The sequence below is a fragment of the Lamprobacter modestohalophilus genome, assembly GCF_016583905.1.
Taxonomy (GTDB): Bacteria; Pseudomonadota; Gammaproteobacteria; order Chromatiales; family Chromatiaceae; genus Lamprobacter; species Lamprobacter modestohalophilus.
On record NZ_NRRY01000002.1, the window covers coordinates 184554 to 197329 of the forward strand.

Below are 12776 nucleotides of genomic sequence, written 5' to 3' on the forward strand. Positions count from 1 at the left end.
GCTTCCCAATCTGATCGTTACTGTCTGGGAAGCATCGGGAAGTAGAGAATGGACAGCGACTTAGGCGGTGATCGTCCGCGGTCCGTCGGCGGAGCCAAGGATCAACACATCTGCAGGCCGCAGCGCAAAGATGCCGACCGTAACCACGCCGGCGATGTTGTTGATCTGTTGCTCGAGCTTCATCGGCTCCATGATCTGTAGGCCGTTGATGTCCAGGATCAGGTTGCCATTGTCGGTGGTAAAACCCTCGCGCCAGACCGGATTGCCACCGAGCTTCACCAGCTCGCGGGCGACATAGCTGCGGGCCATCGGGATGACCTCAACCGGTAGCGGGAAGGCACCGAGCACCGGCACCAGCTTGCTTTCATCGGCGATGCAGACGAAACGCTCGCTGGCAGCAGCAACGATCTTTTCGCGCGTCAGCGCGCCGCCGCCGCCTTTGATCAGCTGCAGCGCCTTGTTCGACTCGTCCGCGCCGTCGACATAGAGCGACAGACCGCCGGTGGCGTTGAGATCGAGCACCGGAATGCCGTGCGCCTTGAGCCGTTGACTCGAGGCCTCCGAGCTGGAGACGGCGCCATCGATCTTGCCCTTGATGGTGGCGAGATAATCGATGAAATGATTGACGGTCGAGCCGGTGCCGACGCCGATGACGCCGCCCTCGACATGGCTCAGTGCGGCCTCTGCCGCTTGTTTCTTTAATTCGTCCTGGCGCTGTGCAGAGTCCATGGTCAATCCTCGAAAACGATGTGGTGATGGGGGAGACAGCGTTTGCAGGCGGTTAAATTCGCCGCGCTGGCAGCGGTCTGCTGCAGGACCAGCAGTATATCAAAGGCCTTTCGGCGTCATCTGTCGTATCCTGAGGCGTTTTGCCTGTGCCGTTGCGCGGCGACCGCGCCTCTCTTCGAACCGATCTAACGCGCATCTTATGGTGCGGCGCCCACTCCGGAAAATGAATCGAGCGAGATTCACGTTAACGTCCATAGCGCGTCGCCACCCCGGACGATGAAGCGCTTGTTTCACGGTAATCGTCATGCTGAACGCCTACATCGAGCGCATTCTCAAGGCTCGCGTCTACGACATCGCCATCGAGTCCCCGCTAACCCTAGCCAAAGGCCTGTCGCGGCGGGTCGGCAATCAGGTTTTGCTGAAGCGCGAGGATCTGCAGCCGGTGTTCTCGTTCAAGCTGCGTGGCGCCTACAACAAGCTCCGGCATCTGCCGGCAGCCGCGCTCGAGCAGGGCGTGATCGCGGCCTCAGCCGGCAATCATGCGCAGGGCGTGTCGATGGGGGCCTCGCATCTGGGGGTGCAGGCGGTGATCGTGATGCCGAAGACGACGCCCGGCATCAAGGTGGATGCGGTGCGCAACTGGGGCGCGAAGGCGTTGCTGCACGGCGATTCGTTCGATGAGGCTTATACCTACGCGATGGAGTTGGCCGCTGAGCGCAACCTGACCTTTCTGCATCCCTTTGATGATCCGGACGTCATCGCCGGACAAGGCACCATCGGCATGGAGATCCTGCGCCAGCTTCCTGAGCCGCCGCACGCCATCTTCGTGCCGGTCGGCGGTGGCGGGTTGATTGCTGGGGTCGCGGCCTATGTGAAGGCGATCTCTCCCGAGGTGAAGGTCATTGGTGTCGAGCCCGAGGATGCGCCGACGCTGCATGCGGCCCTTGCCGCCGATGAGCGCGTGGTGTTGCCGGAGGTTGGGCTGTTCGCCGACGGGGTGGCGGTCCGGCAGATCGGGCAGGAGACCTTCCGCATCGCCCGCGAGACGGTCGATGAGGTAGTGTTGGTGAGTACCGATGCCATCTGCGCTGCGATCAAGGATATCTACGATGACACGCGAGGTATCGCGGAGCCGGCCGGGGCGCTAGCGGTGGCTGGGCTCAAGCAGTACGTTGAGCGCAGCGGTATCCGCGGTGCCACCCTGGTCGCGATCGAAAGTGGCGCCAACATCAATTTCGATCGCTTGCGCCACGTCGCCGAGCGTGCCGAGCTTGGCGAGCGCCGCGAGGCCCTATTCGCGGTCGAGATCCCGGAACGCCCCGGCAGCTTCCTCGCCTTTTGCAAGGCCCTCGGCAAGCGTCAGATCACCGAGTTCAATTATCGTTACGCGGATCAGCAAGAGGCGGTGGTGTTCGTTGGGGTCGAGCTTGGCGGTGGCCTCGCGGAGCGTCACGAGATGCTCGAGCGCATCGAGAAGAAGGGCTTTGCCGTCACCGATATGAGCGACAACGAGACGGCGAAGCTGCATATCCGGTTCATGGTTGGCGGTCACGCGCCTGGCGTTTGCGATGAGCGTCTGGTGCGGTTCGAGTTTCCGGAGCGTCCTGGCGCGCTGCTCAACTTCCTGACCGGGCTTGGTCGGCGCTGGAACATCAGCCTGTTCCACTATCGCAACCATGGTGCTGCTTATGGGCGGGTGCTGATGGGGCTTCAGGTGCCGGAGGCCGAGGTGCCGGAGCTCACTGAGCTATTGACCGGTTTGGGTTATCCATTCTGGGACGAGAGTGAGAATCCGGCCTATCGGTTGTTTGCCGGCATCGAGCGCGGTGGCTGACTGATCGTGGCAAGAGCAGGCTGAGGCGATTGCCGGAAAAGCGCGTACCGAATCTGCCGTATTTTCGTTCGCCTTCAACTGGAGCGTCGCCGGGAGCATAGCCGGGCTATTTGGCCGGTAATGCGATGCGGAAGGCGGGCGAAAAGACCATAAGGCAGTAAGCGATTTGGCAGAAATCGCCTAACGTCGATCGCCAGCACCGCGTCAGATTTGGCGCTGGTAAAGTGCGCGCTCGGTAACCACCGCGTCCATCGGCCGGTCCCAGGGCTCGGGCTCGATGTGATCAACGCGCTGACACTCATGCGCCAGGCCGATCAACCGGGGTCGTTGCCAATGCTGCCGATCGCCGAGGAAGGCGAGGCTGCGATCGTAGAAGCCGGCGCCCATACCAATGCGATGGCACTGGGCGTCGAATCCAACCAGTGGCACTAAGATCAGATCCAGCCCCTGCGGTGTCAGGATCTTGCGGCCACGGGCGGCGGGCTCTGGGATGCCGAAACGGTTGCGCTTGAATCTGGAACTGGCATCAAGGCGCACGAACCAGAGTCGGCCGGGTGCGTGTTGGCGCAGCACCGGCAGATACCAGCGGCGACGGCCTTGAAGCCGCGCGCGGATCGGTGATGGGTCGAGCTCGCCGGCAATCGGGAGGTAAAGCGCGATGCGCTTCGCGGCATGCATCAGGCCACTGCTGATGAGTCGCTGACATACGGACTCGGCGTGATCGCGTTGGTCGCGCTGGCTCAGCGCAAGGCGTGCACGACGCAGGCGGCGGCGAAGCAAGGGGTCAGTCACAGTGATCCGGCGGGAGAAAGGAGAGACACCTCCCACCTGTGCCGGTGCAGTCCTTCGTTCTTGAACCTGAGGGTTCAAGTGGGAACGCTACATCCGGCTTCAGGCTTTCCGCTCGAGGCGGACATGCACAACGGCCAGATTCTCAGCGTCCCCGGGGTACGAATTAGGCTCAAGAAAATACCCAGGCCGCTGCCGTACACTGCAGGAGATGTCTGAGATCGAGACTATACCTTATCGTTGGCAGCGTCTAGCCCGGACGGCTCCGCTGCTGGTGCATCCTCGGCGCGAGGCCGCGGTTCAATGGCATCAGACAAGCGTTCTTGGATCATCTGCAGCCGGTCGCGTTGCTCGCTGATCTCGTCGCGCTCGCGCATCAGGTCGTAGACGAGGTTCAGGGCAGCCATCACTGCGATGCGATCGGCGCCGATGATGCGGCCGTTCTGGCGCACCTCGCGCATGCGCTGATCGAGCAGTCGGGCGGAATCGATCAGGCCGTGATGCTCTTCGGGTCCGCAAGCGATCCGATACTCTTTGTCCAGGATGCGGATCGTGACTGGCATCACGCGGCCATTGTCGGATGGGTTCATTACAATTGCTCCTCCATCGCCTTAAGACGTGCGACCATGGCCTCGATTCGGCTGCGCGCGAACTCGGTCTTCTCGATCAGCTCGGCACGCTCGGCGACCAAGTGCTCTTGACTCGCTCGCAAGGAGGCGTTTTCCTCGCGAAGATGTTCACACTTGCGGATCAGCGTCTCGACATGTTGCTCTAGTAGATTGATATCGAAGTCGGCCATGCCGAGCCCCCGCGGAAAAGCTTGCCGAGACTATAGAAGGGGACCAAGGTTGGGTCAAACGATGGCGTCGACATCGTCACGAGCATGGCCTGTCAACGTGGCCCCGGTCACACTTCGCTTTGTCCGCAGCAACGGTTGCCGCCTAGGCTGGTCTTTGACGATGGCAGTATGAGCCTTGAAGCGCACCGAGCAGTCATCGCTTACTCTTTTGGCTTGGCGATGCGCTGTCAACATGACCGAAACAATGACCGAAACAAGCGCTTCGTCGTCCGGGATGGCGATGCACTATGTCTGTTAGCCCAGCAGCGCTGCGGTTCCGATTGATGATGAGGATTTGCTCATGGCCTTTGCCGTCGCCCCAGATTACGACAGACTGTCCCGTCTACTGGCGGGTGTCGAGCTAGCGCCAAGCCCAGCTGAGGCGCAAGGGATGCTGTGTGGTCTGCTCGCCCTACATCTGCCCGATCCGCTAGAGCGTTGGCAAGCGCAGCTCCTCTTGGCGACCCCAGCTGCGGAGTCGAACTCAAGCTCGGAATGGGGGCTAGAGCCAGTGATCGACGCCGCCGCGGCTCCAGCTCCTATCGACCTAACTTTCCAGGGGCGAAAAACCTCTGCAGCCGGGCATGCCGAGGCTCATGCTTGCTGCGATGACCCGAGTCATGATCACGCCGGCGCCCATGCCGGCTATCCTGCTGATGTCAACGCCGATGCCGACGCGGATGAGCGCAGCGCGGCATTAGAGCAGCTCGCGGCCTGGACGCAGTCGGCGATTGGCCCCACCTCGTTGAGCTTCGACCTGCTCTTGCCGCCAGAGGACCGCCTCCTCCAAGAGCGTGCACATGCCGTACTGGATTGGGTGCGCGGCCTGCTGTTCGGTTTGGCGCTGGGTGGCTTGGACCGTGAACAGCTGCTCGGCCAGGCCGCTGAGGCGTTTGATGATCTGGTCGAGCTGACGCGCATGGATCTTGATGCGATCGTCGAGGGCGATGCCGATGAGCAGGCGCTGACCGAGATCGTCGAATTTCTCCGCGTCGCGGCCATGTTGATCCGCGAGGATAGGGCCAAGGCCTTGCTCGATGAACGCGACCGGCAAGTTGCCGAGATGGGAATGCATTAGATGGCGAATGAGGCTCAACCAACACCAACACCAACACCAACACCAACACCAACACCAGCGCGAGCCGCGGATCAGTCCAAACACCCCTATCGTGCGGCTGAGCTGAAACGTCGGAGGCGGGAATTGCTCAAGGCGCTGGGTGATGACAGCGTCCTGCTGTTACCAGCGGCGCCAGAGGTGATTCGTAATCGGGATGTGCATCATCCTTATCGGCAGTCCAGCGACCTGGCCTGGTTGACCGGCTTTCCGGAGCCCGAGGCGGTCGCCGTGCTGGCGCCCAAGCGCAAGGATGGGGCCTTCGTGCTGTTCTGCCGTCCGCGTGATCCTGAGCGCGAGATCTGGGACGGCTTCCGCTATGGAGTCGAAGGCGCGGTCGAGCACTTTGGCGCCGATCAGGCGTTTCCGATCAGCGAGCTGGATGAGAAGCTGCCTGCGATCCTTGCTGATCGCCGCCGCGTGGTCTACCCATTAGGGCTCGATGATGGCTTTGATCGACGCGTGATCAGTTGGCTACGTGCGGTGCGCGCGCTCGCGCGCAAGGGGATCAGTGCGCCGACGGAGCTGGTCAGCGCTGATCGATACCTCCATGAGCGGCGGCTGATCAAGTCGAGGTCGGAATTGCAGACGATGCGGCGTGCCGCGGACATCTCGGCGGCGGCGCACCAGCGACTGATGCAGACTGCGCAACCGGGCTGCTCAGAACAGCGCCTCGAGGCGACCTTTCTCGCCGCCTGCGCCGAGCAGGGCGCCCGCTTCCAGGCCTATCAGCCGATCGTTGGCAGTGGTGCCCACGCTTGCGTGCTGCACTATATCGAGAATGCCGATGTGCTGCGCGACGGCGATCTGGTGTTGGTCGACGCCGGCTGCGAGCTGGATGGCTACGCCTCTGACATCACGCGCACTTTCCCGGCCAATGGTCTCTTCAGTCCCGCTCAGCGCCGTCTCTACGATCTGGTCCTCAAGGCCCAGCTGGCAGCCATCGCCAAGGTACGTGCCGGCAACCATTGGAACCAGCCACACAAGGCAGCGCTCAAGGTGCTGACCCAAGGGCTCGTTGATCTTGGCCTAATCGACGCCGCTGGTGCGGACCTGAAGCAGTTGATCAAAGACGAACGCTATAAGCCGTTCTTCATGCACAAGACCGGTCATTGGTTGGGAATGGACGTGCATGATGTCGGTCAGTACAAGCAAGACGGGCGTTGGCGTCGGTTTGAGCGGGGCATGGTGCTGACCGTCGAGCCCGGGCTCTACATCGCCCCGGACGCCGAGGCGCCAGCCGAATACCGGGGCATTGGCATCCGCATCGAGGACGATGTACTGGTGACGGATGGCGAGCCTGAGATCCTTTCGGCTAAGGTGCCAAAAGCGCCCGATGAGATCGAGGCGCTGATGGCGGCAGCAGCCGCTGGTGCCTAAGCTGGAGCCTGGGCGCGGGCCCGTGCTTGCCCCGCGCGGTGATCTCGACAGTGGCACAGAGAGACCCGCTGCGCTGTTAGTTCGAGCTGAGCGAGCTGGGCGGACCAGCAGCTCGAGCGAGCCGACCGAACAGAACGCATTGCTAGGCCGGCCGACACGTCATCAGACTGCGCCGATATTTTAAGACTGATCCAGAGCGCGAACCGGAGAGCCGAGACTTTAGCTATGCACGACTATGATCTGGCCATCATCGGCGGCGGCCTCGTTGGCGCCAGTCTTGCCGTTGCGCTCGCCGAGACCGGGCTGCGTATCGCCGTGGTCGAGGCCACCGAGGCCAATGCGCCGGCGCATCCAAGCTATGACGAGCGCATGATCGCGCTTTCGCTCGGCAGCGCACGGATCTTCCAGGGCATGGGCCTCTGGTCCGCGATCGAGCCCGATGCCGCGCCCATTCAGCATGTGCACGTCTCCGATCGCGGTCACTTCGGCTTCGCGCATCTCGATGCCGAGGACGAGGGCGTGCCCGCACTCGGCTATGTGGCGCCGGCCCGTGTGATGGGCGCGGCACTGAGCAAACGCCTAGAGACCTCCGCGCGGATCAGCCTGTTGCGGCCGGCGCGTCTGCAGGGGCTGCAGATCACCAAAGACCGTGTCAGCCTTGAGGTTGCAGTGGCTGGGCAGTCGCAGCTGTTGACGGCCGGGCTGCTGGTGGCCGCCGACGGGGGCGAGTCCTCAGTGCGCAAGCGGCTCGGGCTCAAGGTGCGCGCACACGATTACGGCTACGACGCCATCATCGCCACGGTGACGCCGGAGCGGGTTCCCGCCACCACCCGGCCTGGCACCGCCTTCGAGCGCTTCACCGACACGGGTCCGATGGCGCTGCTGCCAATGACCGAGGGCCGCTATGGTGTGGTCTGGACCGCGCGCCAGGCCGATACTGCAGGCATCCTGGGGCTATCGGATGCTGATTTCATCGATGCGCTGCAGATGCGCTTCGGCGCACGGCTCGGCGAGCTGACGCGACCCAGTCGGCGCATCGCCTATCCGTTGCGGCTGATGTTAGCGAGCCAGCTCACGCGCGAGCGACTGCTGCTGATCGGTAATGCCGCGCATACGCTGCACCCGGTCGCTGGGCAGGGTTTCAACCTGGGGTTGCGCGACGTCGCCGAGCTGGCGGATCTGCTGGTCGATGCGCAGCGCACGGCACAGGATATCGGCGGTCCAGCGGTGCTCGGTCCCTATCGACGCCGGCGTGCGCCTGAGCATGCATTGATCGCCGGACTGACGGACGGTCTAGCGCGGTTGTTCGTCAATTCCTGGGGTCCGGTACGAGCCGGTCGGAATCTCGGGCTGCTGGGCCTGGACCTGCTGCCGCCGGCGCGACATCATCTGGCGCGCCGGTTCATGGGTGCGATTGGTCCTCAGCCCCGGCTTGCCCGCGGACTGCCAGCCGAGAGCGCGCTGCCACCGGCGCCTGCAACGGCGACCAAGCCGCTGCTCATCGTTGACCCGGTCAATGACCGGCCAAGCGAATCCTGATGTTCCTGGCCACCGAGCCCCGTTTCCGTGAGCGGCCTGATGCACAGGCTGGCGATGAGGAGTTGACCGATGCCAGATGCAGATGATCACCAATTAGGACATGTCGACATCGCTATCGTCGGCGGCGGCATGGTCGGCGCTGCTTTGGCCTGTGCTTGCGCCGAGCGTGGTCTGCGTATCGCCGTGATCGACGGCCAGCCACCGCAACGCAGCTGGCCGGCCGGGCAAGTCGATCTGCGCGTCTCCGCGCTGAGCCGTGCCAGTCAGCGCATCCTTGAGCGTATCGGGGTCTGGCCGCGCATGGTCGAACTGGGCGTCAGCCCTTATCGCGAGATGCAGGTTTGGGACGCGGTCGGCCGTGCCGAGATCCATTTCGACTCGGCTGAGCTGGGTGAGCCGGACCTAGGCCACATCGTCGAGAACCGGGTGACGCGATTGGCGCTCTGGGAACGGCTCGAGGCCTTTGCTGCAGCAGCGCCCGAGCAGGTCCAGCTGCTCTCGCCGGCAGGGCCGGCGACGCTCGAGTTCAATGCCGAGCTCAATGCCGAGATGAATGGCAAGAGCAAGAGCGGGGTCAACGGCGGGCTGGCGCACATACGGCTGGCCGATCAACGTCGCCTCTCGGCGGAGCTGGTGGTCGGCGCCGATGGCCGCGCCTCCTTCGTGCGCGAGGCACTGGGCATCGGTCTGGATGCCGCCGATTACGGACAACGCGCCATCGTCGCCAACGTCGAGGTCGCGCACTGGCATCGCGAGACCGCCTGGCAGCGCTTCCTGCCCACCGGTCCGCTCGCCTTCCTGCCACTCGCCGATGGTCGCTGCTCGATCGTCTGGTCGGCCGACGAGGCGCGCGCTGAGCAGCTGCTGGCGCTCGACGACGCCGGTTTCATCGCCGAGCTTGAGCTCGCCTTCGATAAGCGCCTCGGCCCGATCCTGAGCACTGGTCCGCGTGCCGCCTTCCCGCTCAGTCGTCAGCATGCGCGTGAGTACGTCCAACCGCACGCTGCGCTGATCGGCGATGCCGCGCACGGCATTCATCCGTTGGCCGGTCAGGGCGTGAACCTCGGCTTCCTCGATGTCGCCGCGCTGGTCGACGCCATCGACCGTGCCCGTGCAAAGGACCGCGCACTCGGCAGTCTGCACATCCTGCGCCGCTACGAGCGCGCACGCCGCGGTGATAACGCGGCCATGCTGACCGCGATGGACCTCTTCAAGCGTGTCTTTGGCAATCGCAATCCAGCCCTGGTTGGCGCCCGGAATCTCGGCCTAGCGGCCGCTGAGCATCTGCCCGGCATCAAGCCGCTGTTCATTCGGCAAGCGCTTGGGCTAGGTGACGATCTGCCGACGCTGGCCCGGGTTAGTGGTTCTTGAGCAAGCTATTGGGAGTCGATGATGGAAGCAATCCGCCGGCAAACGATCGATGATCTTATCCAAGCCTGGACAGAGGATGAGCGCCTCGAGCTGATCGATGGCGACATCGTTCAGCGCCCGATGGCGCGGTTCCACCACGGGCTAGCGCAGTCCGGGCTGAATTTCCAGGTTCAAGCTCAGCAGTCGACCGGCGGCAATCGGCGTGGATGGTGGATCGTGACCGAAGTCAGCGTGCGCTACAACGAGCATCAATGCCCAAGTCATGATCTCGCGGGATGGCGCCGAGAGCGGCTACCGACGCCACCAGCCGGCGTGGTGGCCGTCGTGCCGGACTGGGTCTGCGAGATCCTCTCACCCGGCCATGAGCGCAAAGACCTCGTTCATCACCTGTTGCTGCTGCAGCGTGTCGAAGTCCCCTACTACTGGGTCATCTCCCCTGAGGATCGCTCGCTGATCGCCTACGCACTCGACGATGGGCGCTATAAGGTCATCTTCTCGGCGGAGTATCCTGAGGGCGCCATGCCGGAGCGGGTGCGCATCCCACCCTTTGACGCCGCCGAGATCGATCTCGGCGCGGTCTTCGGCGAGGCGGAGCCAGAAGACTGAAAGCGACTGTCATCGGCGCAAACCCTATCCGCTGCACTCTGCGCGACACTGGGGATCAAGATAAGGCGCAGCGGATTGGTGCAAATCAATCGATTCTCGCTGCGGTCGGCGCGCGCATTCTGTACCCTTACGCCCAACTCGATGCTGATCCCTTGGTTCCGCTATGCCCTGCGCCGCTGTTTGTGCTCCGCGTTCTGCCGTGCTGGCGGGAGTGTTTGGTCACTTTAGGCGGTTACGCCCTTATCGCGGCCGAGCTTCAACCCCGAGACTCATGCTTGAGTTTTCGAGAATCTGGCTGCGCCGCTGCTGCGTCCGCATCGCGCCGACAGGCGCTTGCGCTCGCTTGTTTGTTGCTTCGATAACGCACTGATAATACTGAGCTTTGAGAGGACTCCTATGACCGCGAAGAACGCCTTCTACGCCCAATCGGGCGGTGTCACCGCCGTGATCAATGCCTCCGCCTGCGGTGTGATCGAAACCGCGCGACAGCATCCGGAGCAGATCGCCAACGTCTATGCCGGACGCAACGGCATCATCGGCGCGCTGACCGAGGATCTGATCGATACCAGCCAGGAGTCTGACGCGGCCATCGCGGCGCTGCGCTATACGCCTTCGGGTGCGTTCGGCTCCTGCCGTTACAAGCTCAAGAGTCTAGAGGCCAACAGGCGCGAGTACGAGCGCCTGATCGAGGTCTTCAAGGCGCATGACATCGGCTACTTCTTCTACAACGGCGGCGGCGATTCGGCCGATACCTGCTACAAGGTGAGCCAGCTCTCAGAGACGCTTGGCTATCCGGTGCAGGCGATCCACGTGCCGAAGACGGTCGACAATGATCTGCCGATCACCGACAACTGCCCGGGCTTTGGCTCGGTGGCCAAGTACATCGCGACCTCGGCGCTCGAGGCCTCGTTCGATGTACGCTCGATGGCGAAGACCTCGACCAAGGTCTTCGTGCTCGAGGTGATGGGCCGGCATGCGGGCTGGATCGCGGCGGCGGGTGGTCTGATCGAAGACCATGACATGCCGGTATTGGTGCTGTTCCCAGAGATCGACTTCGATCAAGAGCGGTTCCTCGCTAAGGTCAAGGCGATGGTCGACGCGCATGGCTTCTGCACCATCGTGGTGTCCGAGGGCGCGAAATACCCCGATGGACGCTTCCTTGCGGAGCAGGGTACGCGCGATGCCTTCGGCCATGCTCAGCTCGGCGGCGCGGCACCGGTGGTCGCAAACCTCGTCAAGGAGGCGCTTGGCTACAAGTTCCACTGGGCGGTGGCCGACTATCTGCAGCGCGCAGCCCGGCATCTAGCCTCCAAGACCGACGTTGAACAAGCCTATGCAACAGGCCGTGCCGGCGTTGAGATGGCGCTAGCGGGCGAGAGCGCGATCATGCCGACCATCGAGCGCCTGAGCAGCGATCCCTACCAATGGCAAGTCGGCAAGGCGCCCTTGTCCGAGGTGGCCAACGTTGAGAAGTTCATGCCGCGCGAGTTCATCACCGACGACGGTTTTGGCATCACAGCTGCATGCAAAAACTACCTGTTGCCGCTGATTCAGGGTGAAGACTACCCGCCGTTCGAGAACGGCCTACCGCGCTTTGTGACGCTGAAGAACGCGCCGGTGGCGAAGAAGCTCGACGTCTTCGAGATCTGAGCACTTTTTGCAGCCTCTGAAGCAGGCCTCCCAATCGCTGCCGCAGCCTCGGTCGCGGCAGCCGCTTTCTTGGTGTGATCGGTAAGGAGCGACCATGAGCGATTACCATCTCTATCTGTCCTTGATCCCAGAGGCCCTGATTGCCTCGATGCTCGAGCCGGAGGAATTCGGCTCCTACTATGCAGTGGGAAGGAGTGGACGCGTGTTCGGGGAATCGATCTTCTTCGAGCTTGATCCCAGTTTCCGTTCCGATGATTTCGCCTTCTCGCTCGCCGATGAGCGCTGCGTGACGCAGCCGGATGGCAAGCCGAAATCGTCGGTCTATCTGGGTATCTACAACGTCCTAGCGCGCATCCCGGTGGCGGCCATCGGCAAGCTCTATCTGGTGACCGATGATGGCCGAACGCTCGAGCTTGAGCGCGCCGATTACACGCCGGACCGAGAGCATCCGCTCCATCTCTACCAAGAGTTCTGTCCGAAGAGTCCGTTGGTCGCGAGCCGCCTCGAGCCGCAGGCGTTTTGCCGTTCGATTACCGATCCGACGCGGCCGGTGAACCTGCCGCGAATCGCGTTCTCGGACATGACGCTTGGTGAGCTTGCGTTCGATCCGCTGAACGGCAAGGCGGATGATCTGCCGTATCGCTACATCCCGCACCTGCGCGACGTGCTATCGGACTTCACCGCCAACACCAAGGACAGCAAGCTGGTCCTGAAGCATGTGCGTGACGCGGTGCTCTACCGCACCGTGCAAACCGGCTTCTATGTGGGGGATCACGATCACTTTGCCTTCTACCCGTTCCCAAGCCGAGAGGCCTTGAAGTCGACGTATTACGACTGGTGGCGCTCTGCGCAGATCTCGCACTTCGATTGACCAGCACCAGCCTTGGTCAACCTGTTCTGTTCTCCCTAGTCCTTAATCCCGCCGC

12 protein-coding genes and 1 other RNA gene are annotated in these 12776 nt (G+C 62.9%); 8 read left to right on the forward strand and 5 right to left on the reverse strand.

The features are described from left to right. Nucleotides 1-60: 60 nt before the first annotated feature. On the reverse strand, nucleotides 61-729 hold the full coding sequence (rpiA, locus tag CKO42_RS02035; protein WP_200237720.1) for a ribose-5-phosphate isomerase RpiA: 669 nt from the start codon (nucleotides 727-729) through the stop codon (nucleotides 61-63). 304 nt (nucleotides 730-1033) lie between these two features. Between rpiA and ilvA the strand changes: the two genes are divergently transcribed. After that, nucleotides 1034-2563 carry a threonine ammonia-lyase, biosynthetic gene (gene ilvA / locus CKO42_RS02040; protein WP_200237723.1) on the forward strand — a complete coding sequence of 510 codons (1530 nt, stop codon included), beginning with the start codon at nucleotides 1034-1036 and terminating at the stop codon, nucleotides 2561-2563. 204 nt (nucleotides 2564-2767) lie between these two features. On the opposite strand, the gene CKO42_RS02045 is transcribed toward ilvA, so the two are convergent. The 4 genes from CKO42_RS02045 to CKO42_RS02060 all read right to left on the reverse strand — a co-directional run bounded on the left by CKO42_RS02045 (nucleotide 2768) and on the right by CKO42_RS02060 (nucleotide 4151). Beyond that, nucleotides 2768-3355 (reverse strand): 5-formyltetrahydrofolate cyclo-ligase, encoded by a 588-nt coding sequence (locus CKO42_RS02045; protein WP_200237726.1) that lies wholly within the window; start codon nucleotides 3353-3355, stop codon nucleotides 2768-2770. A gap of 25 nt (nucleotides 3356-3380) precedes the next feature. Further along, a non-coding RNA gene (ssrS, locus tag CKO42_RS02050) (6S RNA) lies at nucleotides 3381-3566 on the reverse strand. Between the two features lie 13 nt (nucleotides 3567-3579). Next, nucleotides 3580-3942, reverse strand: a complete 363-nt coding sequence (locus CKO42_RS02055) for a cell division protein ZapA (RefSeq protein WP_242479046.1) — start codon at nucleotides 3940-3942, stop codon at nucleotides 3580-3582. Then, nucleotides 3942-4151, reverse strand: a complete 210-nt coding sequence (locus CKO42_RS02060) for a TIGR02449 family protein (protein ID WP_200237729.1) — start codon at nucleotides 4149-4151, stop codon at nucleotides 3942-3944. Before CKO42_RS02060 ends, CKO42_RS02055 begins: the two co-directional genes overlap by 1 nt. A gap of 340 nt (nucleotides 4152-4491) precedes the next feature. Here CKO42_RS02060 and CKO42_RS02065 point away from each other — a divergent pair, with 340 nt between their 5' ends. From CKO42_RS02065 to CKO42_RS02095, 7 genes are all read left to right on the forward strand, one after another. Continuing rightward, nucleotides 4492-5268, forward strand: a complete 777-nt coding sequence (locus tag CKO42_RS02065) for a UPF0149 family protein (protein WP_200237732.1) — start codon at nucleotides 4492-4494, stop codon at nucleotides 5266-5268. Then, nucleotides 5269-6684, forward strand: coding sequence for an aminopeptidase P N-terminal domain-containing protein (locus CKO42_RS02070; protein WP_200237735.1), 1416 nt, complete (start codon nucleotides 5269-5271; stop codon nucleotides 6682-6684). Nucleotides 6685-6909: 225 nt separating this feature from the next. Next, nucleotides 6910-8223 (forward strand): 2-octaprenyl-6-methoxyphenyl hydroxylase, encoded by a 1314-nt coding sequence (ubiH, locus tag CKO42_RS02075; protein ID WP_200237738.1) that lies wholly within the window; start codon nucleotides 6910-6912, stop codon nucleotides 8221-8223. Between the two features lie 69 nt (nucleotides 8224-8292). After that, nucleotides 8293-9594, forward strand: a complete 1302-nt coding sequence (locus tag CKO42_RS02080; RefSeq protein WP_200237741.1) for a UbiH/UbiF/VisC/COQ6 family ubiquinone biosynthesis hydroxylase — start codon at nucleotides 8293-8295, stop codon at nucleotides 9592-9594. 21 nt (nucleotides 9595-9615) lie between these two features. Further along, nucleotides 9616-10200 (forward strand): Uma2 family endonuclease, encoded by a 585-nt coding sequence (locus CKO42_RS02085; protein ID WP_200237745.1) that lies wholly within the window; start codon nucleotides 9616-9618, stop codon nucleotides 10198-10200. A 396-nt stretch (nucleotides 10201-10596) separates the two neighbouring features. Then, a complete protein-coding gene (locus tag CKO42_RS02090) occupies nucleotides 10597-11850 on the forward strand; it encodes a 6-phosphofructokinase (RefSeq protein WP_200237748.1) in 1254 nt (417 codons plus the stop codon). A gap of 94 nt (nucleotides 11851-11944) precedes the next feature. After that, entirely contained in the window at nucleotides 11945-12721 is a 777-nt protein-coding gene (locus CKO42_RS02095) for a hypothetical protein (protein WP_200237751.1), read from the forward strand. Nucleotides 12722-12776 lie beyond the last annotated feature (55 nt).